The organism is Flavobacterium sp. KH_035, from assembly GCF_057839565.1.
This window is the reverse complement of sequence record NZ_CM174492.1, coordinates 3,836,819-3,854,710: the sequence shown is the minus strand read 5'-3', so window position 1 is coordinate 3,854,710 and position 17,892 is coordinate 3,836,819. Positions and strand designations below refer to the sequence as shown.

Sequence of the window (17,892 nt, the reverse complement as noted above, 5' to 3'; positions counted from 1 at the left end):
TGTGAAATTCAATTCCACAGGATTTTTGTTATGCTAAAAAAATACTACAAATATCTTTCTTCAAAAATTTTCTGATGGTGTTTTTGATGACCAATAATAACAAACCCCAAAGCACGAACAGAAATTTGAATATTTGAAGCTGTGCCGATTCTTTTAAGTTGATCTTCAGATAAACTCTTAAAAAAGAACAAATTGGAATGTCTCAATGCAGACAATTCCGTCAACAAACTCTGAATACTTCTGCTATTTGAATCAGTACTGTTGGCATAATCATCTTCCTCAAAACTCGGTAAAGGGGTCAAATCATTTCTTGAAAATCGCAAAGCACGATAAGCAAAAATTCGTTCACAATCCATAATATGCTGAATAATGTCTTTTATTGTCCATTTTCCTTCTGCGTAGCGATAATCAAATTTATCCATTGGAATATTTTGCACAAATTTTATAAACTCGTGCAAAGAAATTTCCAATTCTTCAAATAAATTTACATTTCCGGCTGCTTTAATATAATTGGCATATCCGCCTGAGTACTCGTTTTCTGTTAATAGGGCTCCGTTCATTTTTATATAATTTTTAAGCTGAGTTTCTACTGGCATTAGTATTTCCAAAAAGAGATCTTGTTACAATTTTTTCATATACTTTAATCAGCTCTTCATCTACAATACTTTCTTTATTCAGTTCATTAATTCTTAGCAAAGCATATTGTTGTATTGTCAACAATGGCAATACAATACGCTCTCTTATCTGAATTGATGCTATACCATCAGGATAATTTTCCATCAGTGTTTTATGTCCTGCAATTTTTAACAAAAGACGTTTGGTTTCTGAAAATTCATCGTAAATAATCTGCCAGAATTCTCCAAATTCAGGGTCATTTTTCATATAAGCCGTCAAAGGTAAAAAGGATTTCGCCAATGACATCATACTATTTTCCAATAGGGTTTTGAAAAATAATGAATCGTGATAGAGGTCATGAACTTTATCCCATTGTCCGCTTTCTTCAAAATATTTTAAAGCTGATCCCACTCCAAAGAACCCTGGTACATTTTGCTTCAACTGACTCCAGGAACCCACAAAAGGAATTGCTCTTAAGTCGGCAAAATCTAATGATTCCGATTTACTTCTTTTAGATGGGCGGCTTCCAATATTGGTTTTTGAGTAATATTTTAACGTACTCATTTTCTCCAAATACGGAATAAACTTAGGATGATTTTTAAAACTCAGGTATTTTTCATATCCCAGATCTGCCAATTGTGTTAGAATTTTAGTCTCCTCTACACTCAGCTCATTTTTCTCTTTGCTAAAAACCTGATTGGTAACCCCAGCACTCAGCAAATTCTCAATGTTATAACGACAGGAATCTAAAGTTCCAAAATTAGAACTGATCGTTTGTCCCTGAACTGTAATCTGAATTTCGTTATTCTCAATTTTCGGACCTAAAGACGCATAAAACTTATGTGTTTTTCCACCACCACGAGCAGGAGGCCCGCCGCGGCCATCAAAGAAAATCACTTGTATACCATATTGTCTTGAAATTTCCGTCAGTGAAATTTTTGCCTGATAAATACTCCAGTTCGCCATTAAATAACCACCATCCTTGGTTCCATCAGAGAAACCTAACATAATGGTTTGCTTATTCCCTCTGGCCTCAAGGTGTTTAGAATACTCCGGATTATTGTACAGCTGCTCCATAATTTGATGTGCATTCTGCAAATCATCAACCGATTCAAAAAGCGGAATAATATCAACCGTCGGGTTTTCCCAATTGTTCAAACGGATCATTGCGAAAGTTTCCATAACATTCAGCGCGCTTTCGTTATTACTAATAATATAACGATTCGCACCAAACTCACCATTTCCTTGCTGAATTGTCTTAATAGCCTGAACAGATTCTAAAGTAGATCTTGTAATTTCATCTTCAAAGTCAGCAGGATTCAAATCTCCTTTTACCTTTGATAAAACTCCTAATTTCTCTTCTTCAGATAAATCAAAGTAATTTTGCGGAAATATCTCTGAGCCTGAATTCAAATAATAATTTACAACATCCTTAAATACTGCATTGTGAATTTTACTATTCTGACGAATATCTAAAGTTGCAAAGTGAAAACCAAACAAGTTAATTTTTACTAAAAAAGCTTCTAGTTCATCTAAATAAAGAGACTGGTGTTTCTCAATAATAATAGTTCTGATTTTATTTAATTGCGTCAATAACTCTTCTAAAGTAATGTAAATTTCCCCTTTAGAATAAAACACAGAACGATAAAGTTTATGTTCAAGTTCAGACACTAAAGTATCTACACCTGAGAATGTTAACTTACGTTTCAAATTCCTCATCTCAACATAGTAACACTTCAAAATTGATGTACGTAAACGCTCTGCTACTTTTAAAGTAATCTCGGTAGTAACAAAGGGATTTCCGTCACGATCCCCTCCTGGCCAGAAACCCAACTTGATCAATTGATTCTGAATCGCATTTCCCTGAAGGATATTTTTTTGCAGATAATGTACAATTTCACCGGAAGTTGCGTAGAAAACATTTTCCAAATACCAGATCAAACTCACAGCTTCATCATAAGGATTTGGCTTTTCGTTCTGAATAAAAGGAGTTTTTCCTAACTGCGCTAACAATTGCTTGATTTTCAACAAATCGTTTAAACGAATAGCCTCTGTTAAATCATTAATAATTCCTAAAACCGGTCCCGGATAAAACTGTGTTGGATGCGCTGTTAAAACCGTTCTGACATTAAAGCTTTCCAAAAACTCAATCAACTCATCATTCTTTTCCTTTGCATCTGATTTTTCTTTAATATCCCGTAATGAACCACGTCCTTCCATATTATTAACCTCCGGAAAAGCAGCATCCTCGATAGCATCAAACAATACAATCTGACGCTCAATATACTGAATAAATCGAAACATAAGATCGATTTTATCTTTTTCAGAAGCATCATTCAGGTATCTATTAGAGAAAAAATTAACAATTTCCTTAGGCGTTTCCTGTTTCTTAAATCCCGTTTCACAAGTCTCTGTAAATAAAGGAAGTAAAACACCTGTATTATCAATCGAATCAAAGGGTAATGTTATAAAAACACTATTATAAATGTGGTATTTTGAAAGAACATCTTGATTAAAACGTTCAATTTTTGGTAACGTGTACATAATCTATTTATAGTTGGTTGGTTAATTGGTCATAAAAAAACCCCAAGAATAAACTTGAGGTTATATTTTAATATAGCATTCAAGAAAATATTACATATTTTTAAAAATAGTATGCATCAAACGCTTCTTATCGTTTATACTTTCTTCTAATGAAATCATTGTTTCAGTTCTGTAAACACCTTCGATATCATCGATCATGAAAATTACTTCTTTTGCATGTTTAGTATCTTTTGCTCTGATTTTGCAAAAAATATTGAATTTTCCTGTCGTTACAGAAGCTACTGTTACGAACGGAATTTGATTGATTCGCTCTAATACAAATTTTGTTTGAGACGTATTGTTAAGGAAGACACCTACATAAGCAATAAATGAATACCCTAACTTATCGTAATCTAAGGCCAATGAAGATCCCATTATTATCCCTGCGTCCTCCATCTTTTTTACTCTAACATGCACTGTACCAGCAGATATCAATAGTTTTTTAGCAATGTCAGTAAACGGAACTCTCGTATTGTCTATTAACATATCTAAAATCTGGTGATCTACTTCATCTAAACGAAATTTACTCATAATTCTTTAATTAATATTACTAATTGCTATTACAAAGTATAAAAATATATATAAAAAACAACAAATTCACATAAAAATTAACTTTTTATCAATCCGTTAACAAATTTAACATTTTTATCTAAATAAAAATCTACTTTTTGATTCAATTTCGGAAAAGTACCAAAGTCATCAGAATAACTTGCGCCTTTTGCATCGTATTCGTAATGTCCAAAATAATTTTCCAAATCACCTACTTCAACTATATAGGCATTAAAATGAATCTTATTTTCAATCAATTCTTCTTTGTATTGTGCGACAAAATTCGTAATAATTTCGATACCATCATAATTTATTTTGATATTTTTCCACATAAAATCATAAAAAACCACTTTATTTTGTGAAATATTCAAATAATCATTAATTCTGTTATCAACTAAATCGTTTTCGCTAATCAACTCAAAACTCGAAACAAGCGAGAAGAATAAAAACTTTCGAGTAATTTCGCGTTCGTAATCATTAGGATAATGACCTGCCTCAAATAAAATAGTAGGAACTTCTAATGACTGAAATGTATCTCCTATACAGTTGATATTAAACGAGTCATCAAAACGCCCCACCTGCCCTGGAATGTATTTTTGCAAAACATCATTGATTCCGGCAATGACATTAATTGCCTTTAACCTATTTTCATTCACTTCTCTTTCCTCATTATATGAAGGTGCCAAAAAGGAAAGTGTAGCCGGTTTTCCGGTTGAGCCTGCTCCAAAAATGGTGCGCTGATCGTGAAGATTAAAACAAAAATGCGGTTTAAAAGCTTCAAATACCGTTCTTAAAACGTTACTTTCCGGTTGAGTTAAATTTTGAGAATCACGATTTAAATCTACTTTATTAGCATTCTCACGCGTATAAAGCCTTGCTCCGTCAGGATTCAATATCGGAATAGTATAAAAGGTAAATGTTTTGAGCATCTTCTGTGCAAATTCAGAACCACTATTTAATACATTTATAAAATCAAAAAGCGCTTTTGTAGTCGTGCTTTCATTCCCATGCATTTGAGACCATAGATAAATACGTGTTGCTCCGGTTCCGATTTGATAACTATAGATCGGTTCTCCTAAGACCGATTGACCAATAATTGTTACCTGATTATCTGTGTTTAATTTATCTAATAAAGGCTGAATATGATCCAAAGTCAGATAACGCCCTTCTATTGTTTGCTCTTTGTGCTGGTTAAATAATTCTTCTAAATTCATCGTGTTTTGATTAATTCACAAAAGTAAACATCTTTATTTTTACAATTGTAAACGTTTTGTAAACAATTGAATTTAGAATTGTAAACAGTTTTTCATAGAAATATGAACACCTTTAAACTTAATTGATCAATATTTGTTATCACTCGAAATACACAAACACAAATTAATTTATTTCAGCAAGTTAAGACAATTTACTTAAAGTACTAAATACAAATTTTTAAATTAAAATTTACGATTTACAACTGTAATTTTTTTTACAGAATACTTTTGATTACATTTGTAAACAGCGAATTTCTAAACAGTAATTTACAATGGTAAACATCGATGATTTTGTAAAACGACTTGAAATTATATTGGATTATTATGCTTTAAACGCTTCTTCTTTTGCAGATAGAATTGGGGTTCAACGCTCCAGTATGTCTCACCTGCTTTCCGGCAGAAACAAACCCAGTTTGGATTTTATACTAAAAATTCTGGAGGTTTTTCCCGATATTGATTTGTACTGGATTTTAAATGGTAAAGGAAGTTTTCCAAAAACAGAAGACACTACTGATCCGAAAAAAAACGAATCGCTCTCTGAATTTTCAAAACCCGTTACTCCTATTTCATCAGATGAAAATTTTATTTCAGGAAGTTCTGTACCACAAAATGAAAGTTCCAAAAATACATCTTCTACAGAAATTAAAAATAAAAGTTTAAATCCTGTAGAAAATGAAATTGAAAAAATAGTAGTTTTTTATAAAAATGGAACCTTTAAGACTTACGTTCCTTAAATTTGAAATTTTCGCGTATTTGAAAATTATTAAAATTATTTTTCATTTAAGCGATTCCTGGACAACCGGGCCAAAAGCAAAAAACTACAACTGAAATCCGTTTTCCGGAATTTTCCCCAAGACTCCATCATAGTGTTTCTTTAAAACATTCAAATCGGCCTCATAGTTTCCAGTTGGAGAGAATGGTTTCCCTAAATTGACTTCTTTTTTACCCCAGTCAAAAGCTACCGGCACAATTGGCACATTTGCTTTAAGAGCGATGTAATAAAAACCGCTTTTTAATTCTTTTACTCCTTTGCGAGTTCCTTCAGCTGCTACCGCTAACCGAAAAACCTCTTTTCTTTCAAAAATTGCTGCGATCGACTCAACTTTATTCAATCCTCCAGTTCGGTCTATAGGTTCTCCTCCCACACTTCTGAAATAATATCCAAAAGGAAAATGAAATAATTCTTTCTTTCCTACCCAGTTCATTTCTAAACCGGAAATTCCGCGTGTAAAAATTCCCAAATAAAAATCATGATTGCTTGTATGAGGCATAACCATCATCACGCATTTTTTTACTTCAGCATTTTCAATTCCCACAATTTTCCAGCCCATTAGCTTAAAAAAGATGAATTTGTACAATCGCTTTTTCATTAATTTATTTTTTACTGCAAAATAAAAGATTTAAAGTGGTATTTTTGAGTAAAAGCATTTAAAATGATCCAAAAATTGTTCAGTTATATTGTTCCTATAAAAATATTCAAAAAAAAATCACAAAGAAGCAAAATCATTGAAGTTACCTGGGCTAACGGAGAGTTGGTCCTTGATTCCGAAAACACCAATTACTCCTACGGAAGTTTGCAGCGTATATTAAGATACGGACTTCGAAATATTGGCTATGATGCCATTCTTAAAATGGATCACATATTACTACTAGGCGTTGCCGGCGGAAGCGTTATTAAAACACTGGTAGATGAAATTCAGTACCAAGGCAAAATTACCGGTGTAGAAATTGACCCGGACATCATTAAAATCGCAAACGAATATTTTAATCTTGACCAGATCAAACAACTGGAAGTTATAATTGATGACGCTTTTGAATTTGTTTTAAAAACAAAAAATAAATATAATCTAATTATTATTGATATTTTTGAAGACATTAAAATGCCCAATTTTCTTTTCGAAAGCTTTTTTAGTGAACGCATTTGTTCACTGTTACAAAGTCACGGATTTGTTTTGTTTAATACCATGATTTTAGACGAGGCGCACAATGTTCGAAATCGAAAATACATTTCTGAAATTAACCCCAAACTGTTTACTTCAAAAATGCTCCCACGAGTAGAAGTCCACAACGAATTAATAATTATCGAAAAAGTAGTTTAAACTTATGAAACCTCTTGCCTCTATTTTAAAAGCCTTACCTCCTACTAAAGTAATTGATTCCACCATTGACATTTCAAAATACATTCCTTTAGATTTGTCTGTAACCAATCAGGAACTTGCCGAGTTCAAACCTACCAACACCAAAGAATTTGAAGATTTTATTGCAACTTACTTGGAGAAAAATGATGCCGAAGTAGCTTATGGTGGCTATATCGAGGGACGAACAATCTACCAACGCAGTACAATTTTTAAAAATAGCAATATCCCGGAACGCAACATCCATATTGGACTGGATTTATGGACCAAAGTAAATACAGCGGTACTTGCACCACTTGACGGAAAAGTACACAGCTTTAAAAACAATATAGGTCTGGGCGATTATGGTCCAACCATAATTTTAGAGCATCGGATAGAAAATGAAAAATTTTATACTTTATACGGACATTTATCGTTAGAAAGTATAGAAAACCTTAGTGTTGGGGCTTTTTTTCATAAAGGTCAAAAAATTGGATCTTTAGGAAATTCCTCTGTTAATGGAGATTACGCTCCACATGTACACTTTCAGATTATACGAAACATCGAAACGTATTCCGGCGATTACCCTGGCGTCTGCAATACAAACGACCTGAATTTTTACATCGAAAACTGTCCAGACCCCAACTTATTATTAAAAATTACTTAAATAGTTATGAAGAAAGCAGGATTGATTATATGTTTGTTATTATTAATTGGATGTAAATCGAAAACGATCAATAGAGATACTGAAGATTTAAAAATTAAAAAAGTCACTGCTGCCGAAATAAATTCCAATCAGCAGAGAAAAGCGTATGAGTTAGGAAAAAGGGTCTTAGAAACCTGTAATTCCTCAAAATTCAAACCTTTTAATGAAACGGAAGTTACCAAGTCGGTTATGGAAAATACGACCGAAGAGCGTTTAACCAAAACCTGTCAAAGATTTAGACAGTACTACGGAAATTTCATCGATTTAAAACTTGATGGTGTTTACAAAACCAAACACGAGGTTATTTATCGATACCATGCGCAGTATACCAAAAAAGTGGCCAACAAAGAATTGCGCGTTTTTGTAAACGAAGACAATTTGATTTCAGCCATAAAGTCAATGGATTGGGACGAAAAATTTGATTCAAAAATAACAGAACAATAAAGTAAAACCTATGAATTTAAAACTTCCTCTTTTAATATTACTGTTAATTTCCGGTTTCGTAAGCGCACAGCAAACCATAATTGTAAAGGGTTCGAAACCATTTCCTGCAACAACTGCCTATACTTTTATTTGTGAAAAGTATGTTTTTACAGGAGAAACAGAGGTTCAAATTGCCAAAACAGATAAAGGAGGGATTTTAAAACTAAGCATAGGAATTTCTAACGACAAAACCCAAATCTCAGGAGGCGTATATGTTGATTTAGTAAACGGAGACGTAATTGCCTGTGTGGATAAAAATATCAAAGAAAGCCTTGACGGAAAAACTACATCTTATTACTATTTCACTCCTGCTGAAATGAATAAGCTAAAAAAAACAGATATTAAAGCCATCCGATTTATTATCAAAGGCAACACCACAGCATTTGGAGATCAAACCGGATATTTTACGGCTCTGAACAGAATGGCGTACTTCTCAACAGCATTTGATAAATCTAAAAAGACATTTGACACTGCAGCAGCAATTAGTACTTTATAAGTATTTATTTTAACCTAATAAATCTTATTTTTACAATCTAAACATTATTCTCCATGAATCCGAATGAAGTCTTAATTACAAAATTCTATACCGCTTTTGCCAATGCCGATGCTAAAACAATGAGCGAATGTTACCATCCTAAGATTCATTTTATTGATCCTGCCTTTGGTTTACTAAAAGAAGATCAGGTTTCTAAAATGTGGGAAATGCTGATTTTAAAAAGTAAAGGCAACATCAAAATTGAATTTTCAGCAATTAAAGCAGATGATTTTTCAGGTACTGCAAAATGGATTGCAACTTATAATTTCAGTAAAACCAATAGAAAAGTGATCAATAGGATTTCTGCTGAATTTGCTTTTCAGGACGGACTAATCATCAAACACACAGACAGTTTTGATGTATGGAAATGGTCGAAACAGGCTTTTGGTTTTACAGGATATTTAATGGGATGGACGGGATTTTTTCAAAGCAAAATTCAGGAACAGGCGCTGTTATCCCTAAAAAAGTTTCAAGAATCCAGATAATTTTCTTAAATTGAAAATTCAAATATGCACATTAACTAAAATATTCTTTTAGTTCCTATTCAACTATCCGCTTCTTTTGCTTGTCTGTTACTTTCTTTTGGTTAATCGTGTTGTAAATCTTGAATCTCTATGAAAGAAATTGTACACAAAAAATTAAATCAATTACAGGCAACAGCAATTTGCGGAAATGACATTAGTTCCTCCTGTTTATATGTTTCAGCTCTTACCATTTTATATGCCGGACAGTATGCCTGGATTTCTCTTTTAATTGTTGCAGTCGTTTTATTCTTATTCCGAAAAATTTACGGAGAAGTTGTAGGCGCAATTCCACTAAACGGAGGGGCATACAACGTTCTGCTCAATACTTCTACCAAACGTTTGGCCTCTTTGGCTGCTACCTTAACTGTTTTGTCTTATATGGCAACAGCCGTGATTTCGGCTTCAGAAGGCATGCACTATTTGCACGGGATTTTTGAAAGTCTAAATGTAACGCTTGCAACCATCGTTGTCTTAATTCTTTTTACAGGGCTCGCCATATTAGGAATTGGAGAATCAGCTTTTGTAGCCGTAATTATCTTTATCACCCATTTAGCCACTTTAAGCCTACTTGTACTGGCTTCGCTTTGGTTTATCCTGAATAACGGTTTAGAAACTTTTCACATCAACTGGCAGACTCCCATCGCTTATGGAAACATTAAAACTGCTTTGTTTTTGGGTTTCTCAGCTGCTATGCTTGGGATCTCGGGTTTTGAGAGTTCCGCCAACTTTGTAGAAGAACAGCAAGCGGGAGTTTTCCCGAAGACGTTACGTAATATGTGGGCCATTGTTAGTTTTTTCAATCCGGTAATCGCCATTTTATTAATTAGCATTATACCGTTGACCGAAGTTGGTGCAAATAAAGAATCACTATTGGCCCATTTGGGACAAACCACAGGAGGGTCATGGCTCGCATGGCTTATTTCTATTGACGCCGTTTTAGTTTTATGCGGAGCAGTATTAACTTCCTTCGTGGGAGTTTCAGGTTTGTTAAACCGAATGACCTTAGACCGAATTCTACCCAACTATTTTCTGAAACAAAACAAGCGAGGATCTCACTACCGCATCGTGATTAGCTTCTTGGTGCTGTGCATTTCGGTACTTTTTGCTACAAATGGACATCTAGAGTCTTTAGCAGGAGTTTATACGTTCTCTTTTCTGGCGGTAATGGCCTTATTTGGAATTGGGAATTTACTACTCAAATTCAAACGTCGAAAACTACCCCGACCAGAACGCGCACGAGGCATCTCAGTAGTCGTTGCTGTTTCTTTTATCATTGCAGCTTTCATCGGAAACATGGAACTCAACATCAATGCTTTCTATACCTTTTTAAAATACATGGTTCCCTCCCTGCTCTTCATTGGCATAATGTTAAATCGTGTCATTCTAATAAGACTTCTAATCGAAGCTCTGGAGTATTTTTACCAGCCCTTACGACGAATGGTGATCATCAGTAATCGGTATTTACAAAAAATGAGTGTACAGATCAACTCGCAGGAATTTGTCTTTTTTACCAAAGGAGACGATATTGCAATCCTGAATAAAGTATTACAATATGTTGAAAACAACGAAACGACCAAAAAACTTAAAATCGTATACGTCAAAAATGGTCCGTCCAATAACGAAGAACTAATCAAAGACCTGGAGGTTTTAGATCGTGCCTACGATGATATTGACATAGAGTATCTTGAAATACAAGGAGTTTTTGGCCCCGAAATTATCGATGAGCTTTCTATAAAATGGAATATCCCTAAAAACTTTATGTTCATTGGTTCACCTGGAAACAAATTCTCTTACCGAATTTCAGATCTGGGCGGAGTTCGCTTGATCATGTAGTTAAAAAAACTAACCCGACAGACTTTAAAAATCTGTCGGGTTAGTAGTTGTTACGATTATAACTTTTACGATTTGAACCAGCCGGCTACCAACTCGTCTTCAAACGAAGTAGCATCCTTGTGAACAAACTCATTGGTGTTTTTGTTATAAGAATAGTCCAAAGCCCATTCTGTATGGTTTTTAGCTAAATCTTTGATGCTTTCGCAAACATAAGCAATTTCTTTATCAGTAGTGGTTGGGTGAATTGACATTCTAATCCATCCCGGTTTTTTGATTAAATCGCCAATAGTAATTTCATTTACCAGTTTATTGGAAGTTTCCTGATCTACGTGCAATAAAAAGTGGCCGTAAGTTCCGGCACAACTGCATCCACCTCTGGTTTGAATTCCGAATTTATCGTTCAGTAATTTCACTCCTAAATTAAAATGAAGATTTTCGATAAAAAAGGAAACCACCCCCAAACGGTTTTTATGCTGTCCTGCCAGGATTTTAATATTGGAAACGGTATCTAATTCATTAAAAACATAGTCTACAATCTCATGCTCGCGTTGCAGAATGTTTTCGATTCCCATTTCCTCTTTTAATTCAATGGCCAATGCGGTTTTAATAACCTGAAGAAAACCCGGAGTACCACCATCTTCACGATCCTCAATGTTATCTATATATTTATGTTCGCCCCACGGATTGGTCCAGCTAACTGTTCCTCCTCCTGGACAATCCGGAATCATATTATTGTATAACTTTTTATTAAAAATTAAAACGCCAGAAGTTCCAGGGCCTCCTAAAAATTTGTGCGGTGAAAAGAAAATAGCATCCAGGTACGCTTCCGGATCTACGGGATGCATATCAATTTCTACGTAAGGACCTGAACAGGCAAAATCAACAAAACAAACTCCATTGTGTTTGTGCATTAATTTTGCGGCCTCATGAAACGGTGTTTTTAAACCAGTAACATTCGAACAGGATGTAATAGAAGCAATTTTGATCGTTCTGTCATGATATTTCTCTAGCAATTGCTCTAAATTATCCAGGCAAAAAAGTCCTTTTTCACAAGATGGAATAATTTCAACATCGGCAATCGTTTCTAACCACGACGTTTGATTGGAATGATGTTCCATATGAGAAATAAAAACAACAGGACGTTTTTCAGCAGGAACAACCGTACAATCTTTTAAATTCTCAGGGATTTTTAAACCTAAAATACGTTGAAATTTATTAACAACACCCGTCATTCCGGTACCATCTGTGATCAATACATCGTCGTTACTGGCATTTGTATGACGTTTGATGATCGATCTGGCATGATGATAGGCTTTTGTCATGGCAGTACCTGACACGGTAGTTTCAGTATGCGTATTGGCAACAAAAGGCCCGAATTCATTGAGAATTTTCTCTTCAATAGGTCGGTATAACCTTCCGCTGGCAGTCCAATCGGTATAAATAATCTGTTTTTTGCCGTAAGGAGACGTAAATTCCTGATTAATTCCTACAATATTCTTTCTAAAATCCTGAAAATAGGTTTCTAAAGTGATGGTACTATTTTTGCTGTTCATTAGTGTGCCTGAGTTTGATTGCAAATATATTGCTTTTTTATAGAATTGCGAATTTATCAATTGTAAACTTCAAAAGATAAATAACTGTTTAGTTTCTTTATTTAAATTATCTTTTTACTAATAATTTATCACAATATTCTATCGGATTAATAGGCATTAAAATTTTAAACAATACTATTTTATGGGAAATTTATCAGTTGCCACTTTTGGTGGAGGATGTTTTTGGTGTATTGAAGCTGTAATTCAGCGTTTAAAGGGAATAGAATCCTTAAAATCAGGGTATTCAGGAGGTTTTATTAAAAACCCACCCTATCGTGAAGTTTGTACTGGCAGAACCGGTCATGCAGAAGTCATACAAGTAACTTTTAATCCTGACATAATTTCATACCACGATTTAATTTTTATATTCATGACAAGCCACGATCCTACAACTTTAAATCGTCAGGGCGCGGATAGTGGAACACAATACCGATCGATCGTTTTATATCACGATAATGAACAAAAAGCAGTGGCAGAACAGGTTTTTGAGGAAGTAAAAGCTTTCTACGAAGATCCTATTGTAACACAGCTCGTTCCTTTTGAAGTTTTTTACGAAGCCGAAGAAGATCATCAAAATTATTATAACAACAATCAAGAAGCGCGTTACTGTCAAATCGTAATTGATCCTAAAGTACATAAACTAAAAAAAATGTACGCTGACAGACTAATTGATTAAACAAATATTTTTGCCCCAGCTTAAACTAAGAATTACAATTATTCTTGCGCTGATAAAACAGAAAGAATTCAAACTATTTTTAAGTTGCTGTAGAAAAAACAATCCCAATGAAAAATTTAAAAATAAATAACAGATTTACAGCAGAGCTACCCGCAGATCTCAATGAAATCAATGAGACTCGTCAGGTGGCTAATGCGCTTTTCTCCTATGTAAATCCAACAAAACCATCAAACCCTAAACTTATTCATGCTTCAGTTGAAGTAGCAGGATCGGTTGGAATTCCGGCAAATGAAATTTCGTCTGAGGCCTTTCTGAATGCCTTTTCGGGAAAAGAAATTCTTACGGAGACCCGTCCGTACGCAATGTGTTATGCGGGACATCAGTTTGGAAACTGGGCCGGACAATTGGGTGACGGTCGTGCTATTAATTTAACGGAAGTCGAACACAATGGCGAATCTTTTACATTACAGTTAAAAGGCGCAGGAAAAACGCCCTATTCACGAACCGCTGATGGTCTTGCGGTTCTGCGTTCGTCTGTGAGAGAGTACCTGTGTGCCGAAGCCATGCATCATTTAAGGGTTCCCACTACCCGATCTCTTTCCCTTATAACATCCGGAGATCAAGTTTTACGTGATATTTTATACAATGGAAATTCAGCCTACGAAAAAGGAGCAATTGTTTGTCGTGTTGCCCCTTCATTCATTCGTTTTGGTAGTTTTGAAATGCTGACAGCCCGAAATGAGCTGCAAAATTTAAAACAATTTGTTGAGTATAACATCAAGTATTATTTCCCTGAAATTAAAGGAGAACCTAAAGAACAGTATTTACAATTCTTTAAAACCGTAGCCGATACAACTCGAGAAATGATTCTTCATTGGCAACGTGTAGGTTTTGTACACGGCGTGATGAATACCGATAATATGTCGATTCACGGAATCACAATTGATTATGGTCCTTACGGCTGGCTCGAAAACTATGATCCAAACTGGACTCCCAATACAACCGACAGCCAATATAGAAGGTATCGTTTTGGAAATCAACCACAGATTGCACAATGGAATTTGTACCAATTGGCCAATGCAATTTATCCTTTAATCAATGAAGCTGAACCTTTAGAAAAAATACTGGAATCGTTTATAATTGATTTTGATTCCGATTATAAAACAATGTTTTTAAGTAAATTAGGACTGTTCACTTTAACTGAAACTGACACTCAGAAAATCACTGATTTAGAAAGCATTTTGCAATTATCTGAAACGGATATGACTATCTTTTTTCGAAATTTAAGCAACATTCAAAAATCAGATACTGTTGAAAAAGCGATGCAAAAAATTCAGGATGCGTTTTATATTCCGGAACAAATTTCAGGTACTATTTTAGAATCATGGCAAAACTGGTTTACAGTTTATCTTGAAAGACTTCAAACAGAATTACTTTCTGATAAAGAGCGTTCTGAAAAAATGAATACTATAAATCCGAAGTACGTATTGCGAAACTATATGTCGCAATTAGCGATTGATGCAGCTGACAAAGAGGATAATTCGCTAATAAATGAGCTTTACACTCTTTTGCAGAAACCCTATGAAGAACAACCGGAATACGAGAAATGGTTCGCCAAACGCCCGGATTGGGCAAGATCTAAAGTAGGCTGTTCAATGCTTTCCTGTAGCTCTTAATTTTTTTTTAGCCACGAATTCACGAATTTATTTTACGAGCGACCTGTGAAAAAATAAACACGTAGATCGGCTGTTCAGACTTTCCTATAGTTCTTAACTTTTTTTTAGCCACGAATTCACGAATTTTACTTTCTTAAGTTCCTAAAAAATAAAATTCGTGAATTCGTGGCTATAAATTTATTTTGAAGCAATATAATCTACAATCATATTAGCATGAACACGGGAGTTCTCGATAAACCATTTGTGTGTGTGCATGCCTCCGCAAATTACACCAGCCAAAAACAACCCCTCTACATTCGTTTCCATAGTTTCCGGGTTGTATGTTGGAGTTCTTAATTCATCTTCTGATAATTGTATCCCCATTTTTTCCAGAAAAGCTAAATCTGGCTTGTATCCGGTTAACGCAAGTACAAAATCATTTTCTATAGTAATTTTTCCTGCAGGCGTTTCTATTTCCACTTCATTTTCACGAATTTCAGTTATATTGGATCCAAAATAAGCCTTAATACTGCCTTCCGAAATTCTGTTTTCAATATCGGGCTTCGCCCAGTATTTGACCCTACTGTTAATTTCATTTTTACGAATAACCATTGTCACATTAGCTCCTTTTCGCCAACATTCCAAAGCTGCATCTACCGACGAGTTATTTGCTCCTACAACCAGCACATTTCTGAAAGCGTATTCGTGCGCTTCTTTATAATAATGACGCACTTTTGAAAGCTCTTCTCCTTTTACATTCATTTCAATCGGGATATCATAAAAACCGGTTGCAATCACAACATTCTTAGCCTCATAAACCGTTTTATCGGTTGTGATTTTAAAAGAGGTGTCTGCCTGTTTATCTACTTGAGTCACCCTTTCAAACAATTGAATTGAAAAATTAAAGTACCGATGAATGTTCCTGTAGTATTCCAATGCTTCCTGACGGCCGGGCTTTGGCGCCAGACAACTAAACGGAATATCTCCAATTTCAAGTCTTTCGGCAGTTGAAAAAAAAGTCATGTACAAAGGGTAATTGAAAATACTATTCACAAGGGCACCTTTTTCAATAATCAGATAACGCAAACCTTTTTTCTGAGCCTCGATTGCACAGGCCAGACCAATTGGACCGCCCCCTACAATAATCAAATCATATACTTCCATAAACTTTACTTCTTCCACTCTTTAAAAGGATTCTTACTTAAATATGCATTGTAGTATCGTGGATCATCCGTTACTTCTTCTCCCAGCCAATCCGGTTTTTCAAAAAATTCAGTTTCCGACTCCAGCTCCACTTCTGCCATCACCAATCCTTCATTCTCTCCATAAAATTCATCTACTTCAAAAATGTGTTTTCCTGATTTTATTTCATAGCGTGTCTTTTCAATCTTACCTTTTTCACATAGTTTAAGTAATTCCAACGCTTCGTCAAGCGGAATTTCATTTTCCCATTCAAAACGGGACATTCCACCGTGATGACTGATTCCTTTTATAGTAATAAACCCTCTTTCGCCTTTAATACGCACACGAACGGTTCTTTCGGGAACAGCGCTTAAGTAGCCCTGAGCAATTTTATTTTGTGCAAAAGCCTGCTCTTTAAAATCAGCTGATTTTACAAGAAACTTTCTTTCTATTTCGACCATTTTGATGACTGAATTTAATTTTTATGCAAGTTACTCAATTTAATTTGGCCTGAGAATTGAAATTATAGGAATCATTACACTTTACTCTTCTTTTTCACAATGCACTCACAATTAGAACAATAACTTTAAAATAACTAATTATTAATGGGTTATGTATTTATTTTTTTGTTAAATTTGATAGAATCTAAACTTCATCACTTATGTCTAAAAAAGCACTTTATCTATTAGGCATTGCAATAACCATTATTTTAGGTACCTTTTTGTATTTGAAATTTTGCTGCAATTGTACTATGAAAACACCTGTGGTTGATACCGAAAAAGTATCGATAGTTGTAGCTCAGGACGACACTTTTGTCCCTTTTATTCTAAATGGTTCAGGAATTGATTATCGTACCAATGATAACCTCAAGTTTCTTAAAAACAGTTTTGCAGTGATTCTGCCTGTGAGTGATTCTGTATCAATTGGAGTTCAAAACCTTAAAACGTTTTTGATAGCCAATCCGAAGCAAAAAATTACGATAACGGGTTATGCAACTTCAGATGAAACCAATTCAACCACTTCGGAAAATCTGGGTCTGGCAAGAGCGAATGATATCAAGAAATATTTTGTATCTCAAGGTGTATCTGATGCTCAGCTAAATACAAAAGGTGAAGTGATCGACAAATGGAAAATGACAAAAGATACACTATTGGGACCTGCTGAATATACATTTGATGCTCCCGAAGCTGCTCCAGTGGTAACAGATGAATGGATAATTCTGAAAGAAAAAATTAATGGTGATCCTTTAATCCTGCATTTCAATACCAATAAATCCAGTGATAAACTAACAGCTGCCGAGGAACAAAAAGTCGCTGATTTAGTAAAATATATGGAACACGTAAAAGAAGCCGTTATTCTGGCTGTTGGACATAGCGATAATGTTGGAAATCGCGATTCGAACGTAGCTCTGGGTCAAAAAAGAGCCGAGTTTTCTAAGAATTATTTGTCTAAGAAAGGGGTTGATGGAAACCGTATTACCACTGAATCAAAAGGTCCTGACGAACCTATCGGTGAAAACACTACTACTGAAGGCAAAGCAAACAACAGAAGAACAGTTATCACAATTAAATAATCAATCAAAATATACTATC

18 protein-coding genes are annotated in these 17,892 nt (G+C 34.6%); 10 read left to right on the top strand and 8 right to left on the bottom strand.

Annotation, left to right across the window (positions count from 1 at the left end; all coding sequences use genetic code 11):
• Positions 1-44 precede the first annotated feature (44 nt).
• The 4 genes from AC3IS6_RS15835 to AC3IS6_RS15820 form a co-directional block, all read right to left on the bottom strand.
• On the bottom strand, positions 45-560 hold the full coding sequence (locus AC3IS6_RS15835; RefSeq protein WP_489160763.1) for a DinB family protein: 516 nt from the start codon (positions 558-560) through the stop codon (positions 45-47).
• 13 nt (positions 561-573) lie between these two features.
• Positions 574-3,159: a phosphoenolpyruvate carboxylase gene (locus AC3IS6_RS15830; RefSeq protein WP_489160761.1), complete on the bottom strand. Its 2,586-nt coding sequence runs from the start codon at positions 3,157-3,159 to the stop codon at positions 574-576.
• A 90-nt stretch (positions 3,160-3,249) separates the two neighbouring features.
• Positions 3,250-3,729: an Lrp/AsnC family transcriptional regulator gene (locus AC3IS6_RS15825; RefSeq protein WP_007805990.1), complete on the bottom strand. Its 480-nt coding sequence runs from the start codon at positions 3,727-3,729 to the stop codon at positions 3,250-3,252.
• Between the two features lie 77 nt (positions 3,730-3,806).
• A complete protein-coding gene (locus tag AC3IS6_RS15820; protein ID WP_489160759.1) occupies positions 3,807-4,961 on the bottom strand; it encodes a M14 family metallopeptidase in 1,155 nt (384 codons plus the stop codon).
• A gap of 311 nt (positions 4,962-5,272) precedes the next feature.
• Here AC3IS6_RS15820 and AC3IS6_RS15815 point away from each other — a divergent pair, with 311 nt between their 5' ends.
• Positions 5,273-5,734 (top strand): helix-turn-helix transcriptional regulator, encoded by a 462-nt coding sequence (locus AC3IS6_RS15815; protein ID WP_489160757.1) that lies wholly within the window; start codon positions 5,273-5,275, stop codon positions 5,732-5,734.
• A gap of 84 nt (positions 5,735-5,818) precedes the next feature.
• On the opposite strand, the gene AC3IS6_RS15810 is transcribed toward AC3IS6_RS15815, so the two are convergent.
• Positions 5,819-6,370 carry a 1-acyl-sn-glycerol-3-phosphate acyltransferase gene (locus AC3IS6_RS15810; RefSeq protein ID WP_489160756.1) on the bottom strand — a complete coding sequence of 184 codons (552 nt, stop codon included), beginning with the start codon at positions 6,368-6,370 and terminating at the stop codon, positions 5,819-5,821.
• A gap of 63 nt (positions 6,371-6,433) precedes the next feature.
• On the opposite strand from AC3IS6_RS15810, the gene AC3IS6_RS15805 reads away from it, so the two are divergent.
• The 6 genes from AC3IS6_RS15805 to AC3IS6_RS15780 all read left to right on the top strand — a co-directional run bounded on the left by AC3IS6_RS15805 (position 6,434) and on the right by AC3IS6_RS15780 (position 11,195).
• On the top strand, positions 6,434-7,099 hold the full coding sequence (locus tag AC3IS6_RS15805) for a spermidine synthase (protein ID WP_489160755.1): 666 nt from the start codon (positions 6,434-6,436) through the stop codon (positions 7,097-7,099).
• Between the two features lie 4 nt (positions 7,100-7,103).
• On the top strand, positions 7,104-7,781 hold the full coding sequence (locus tag AC3IS6_RS15800; protein ID WP_489160754.1) for a peptidoglycan DD-metalloendopeptidase family protein: 678 nt from the start codon (positions 7,104-7,106) through the stop codon (positions 7,779-7,781).
• Positions 7,782-7,787: 6 nt separating this feature from the next.
• Entirely contained in the window at positions 7,788-8,264 is a 477-nt protein-coding gene (locus AC3IS6_RS15795; RefSeq protein ID WP_489160752.1) for a hypothetical protein, read from the top strand.
• Positions 8,265-8,274: 10 nt separating this feature from the next.
• Positions 8,275-8,799, top strand: coding sequence for a hypothetical protein (locus AC3IS6_RS15790; RefSeq protein WP_489160750.1), 525 nt, complete (start codon positions 8,275-8,277; stop codon positions 8,797-8,799).
• A gap of 53 nt (positions 8,800-8,852) precedes the next feature.
• Positions 8,853-9,323: a nuclear transport factor 2 family protein gene (locus AC3IS6_RS15785; protein WP_489160748.1), complete on the top strand. Its 471-nt coding sequence runs from the start codon at positions 8,853-8,855 to the stop codon at positions 9,321-9,323.
• 129 nt (positions 9,324-9,452) lie between these two features.
• Positions 9,453-11,195 carry an APC family permease gene (locus tag AC3IS6_RS15780; protein ID WP_489160747.1) on the top strand — a complete coding sequence of 581 codons (1,743 nt, stop codon included), beginning with the start codon at positions 9,453-9,455 and terminating at the stop codon, positions 11,193-11,195.
• Positions 11,196-11,260: 65 nt separating this feature from the next.
• On the opposite strand, the gene AC3IS6_RS15775 is transcribed toward AC3IS6_RS15780, so the two are convergent.
• Positions 11,261-12,748, bottom strand: a complete 1,488-nt coding sequence (locus AC3IS6_RS15775; RefSeq protein ID WP_489160746.1) for an aminotransferase class V-fold PLP-dependent enzyme — start codon at positions 12,746-12,748, stop codon at positions 11,261-11,263.
• A gap of 181 nt (positions 12,749-12,929) precedes the next feature.
• On the opposite strand from AC3IS6_RS15775, the gene msrA reads away from it, so the two are divergent.
• Complete coding sequence (gene msrA, locus AC3IS6_RS15770) at positions 12,930-13,463, top strand: peptide-methionine (S)-S-oxide reductase MsrA (protein WP_489160744.1); 534 nt, start codon at positions 12,930-12,932, stop codon at positions 13,461-13,463.
• 107 nt (positions 13,464-13,570) lie between these two features.
• Entirely contained in the window at positions 13,571-15,139 is a 1,569-nt protein-coding gene (locus AC3IS6_RS15765; protein WP_489160742.1) for a protein adenylyltransferase SelO, read from the top strand.
• Positions 15,140-15,316: 177 nt separating this feature from the next.
• On the opposite strand, the gene AC3IS6_RS15760 is transcribed toward AC3IS6_RS15765, so the two are convergent.
• Both AC3IS6_RS15760 and AC3IS6_RS15755 read right to left on the bottom strand, forming a co-directional pair.
• A complete protein-coding gene (locus AC3IS6_RS15760) occupies positions 15,317-16,282 on the bottom strand; it encodes a YpdA family putative bacillithiol disulfide reductase (RefSeq protein WP_489164924.1) in 966 nt (321 codons plus the stop codon).
• 5 nt (positions 16,283-16,287) lie between these two features.
• On the bottom strand, positions 16,288-16,761 hold the full coding sequence (locus tag AC3IS6_RS15755) for a CYTH domain-containing protein (RefSeq protein WP_489160740.1): 474 nt from the start codon (positions 16,759-16,761) through the stop codon (positions 16,288-16,290).
• A 200-nt stretch (positions 16,762-16,961) separates the two neighbouring features.
• Between AC3IS6_RS15755 and AC3IS6_RS15750 the strand changes: the two genes are divergently transcribed.
• Positions 16,962-17,873, top strand: coding sequence for an OmpA family protein (locus AC3IS6_RS15750; RefSeq protein ID WP_489160738.1), 912 nt, complete (start codon positions 16,962-16,964; stop codon positions 17,871-17,873).
• The last annotated feature ends 19 nt before the right edge of the window (positions 17,874-17,892 follow it).

Coding starts and splice junctions, on each gene's coding strand:
- AC3IS6_RS15810 (WP_489160756.1), bottom strand. CDS start 6,370: ATGAAAAAGCGATTGTACAAATTCATCTTTTTTAAGCTAATGGGCTGG.
- AC3IS6_RS15750 (WP_489160738.1), top strand. CDS start 16,962: ATGTCTAAAAAAGCACTTTATCTATTAGGCATTGCAATAACCATTATT.
- AC3IS6_RS15815 (WP_489160757.1), top strand. CDS start 5,273: ATGGTAAACATCGATGATTTTGTAAAACGACTTGAAATTATATTGGAT.
- msrA (WP_489160744.1), top strand. CDS start 12,930: ATGGGAAATTTATCAGTTGCCACTTTTGGTGGAGGATGTTTTTGGTGT.
- AC3IS6_RS15785 (WP_489160748.1), top strand. CDS start 8,853: ATGAATCCGAATGAAGTCTTAATTACAAAATTCTATACCGCTTTTGCC.
- AC3IS6_RS15780 (WP_489160747.1), top strand. CDS start 9,453: ATGAAAGAAATTGTACACAAAAAATTAAATCAATTACAGGCAACAGCA.
- AC3IS6_RS15820 (WP_489160759.1), bottom strand. CDS start 4,961: ATGAATTTAGAAGAATTATTTAACCAGCACAAAGAGCAAACAATAGAA.
- AC3IS6_RS15800 (WP_489160754.1), top strand. CDS start 7,104: ATGAAACCTCTTGCCTCTATTTTAAAAGCCTTACCTCCTACTAAAGTA.
- AC3IS6_RS15765 (WP_489160742.1), top strand. CDS start 13,571: ATGAAAAATTTAAAAATAAATAACAGATTTACAGCAGAGCTACCCGCA.
- AC3IS6_RS15790 (WP_489160750.1), top strand. CDS start 8,275: ATGAATTTAAAACTTCCTCTTTTAATATTACTGTTAATTTCCGGTTTC.
- AC3IS6_RS15830 (WP_489160761.1), bottom strand. CDS start 3,159: ATGTACACGTTACCAAAAATTGAACGTTTTAATCAAGATGTTCTTTCA.
- AC3IS6_RS15835 (WP_489160763.1), bottom strand. CDS start 560: ATGAACGGAGCCCTATTAACAGAAAACGAGTACTCAGGCGGATATGCC.
- AC3IS6_RS15775 (WP_489160746.1), bottom strand. CDS start 12,748: ATGAACAGCAAAAATAGTACCATCACTTTAGAAACCTATTTTCAGGAT.
- AC3IS6_RS15805 (WP_489160755.1), top strand. CDS start 6,434: ATGATCCAAAAATTGTTCAGTTATATTGTTCCTATAAAAATATTCAAA.
- AC3IS6_RS15825 (WP_007805990.1), bottom strand. CDS start 3,729: ATGAGTAAATTTCGTTTAGATGAAGTAGATCACCAGATTTTAGATATG.
- AC3IS6_RS15755 (WP_489160740.1), bottom strand. CDS start 16,761: ATGGTCGAAATAGAAAGAAAGTTTCTTGTAAAATCAGCTGATTTTAAA.
- AC3IS6_RS15760 (WP_489164924.1), bottom strand. CDS start 16,282: ATGGAAGTATATGATTTGATTATTGTAGGGGGCGGTCCAATTGGTCTG.
- AC3IS6_RS15795 (WP_489160752.1), top strand. CDS start 7,788: ATGAAGAAAGCAGGATTGATTATATGTTTGTTATTATTAATTGGATGT.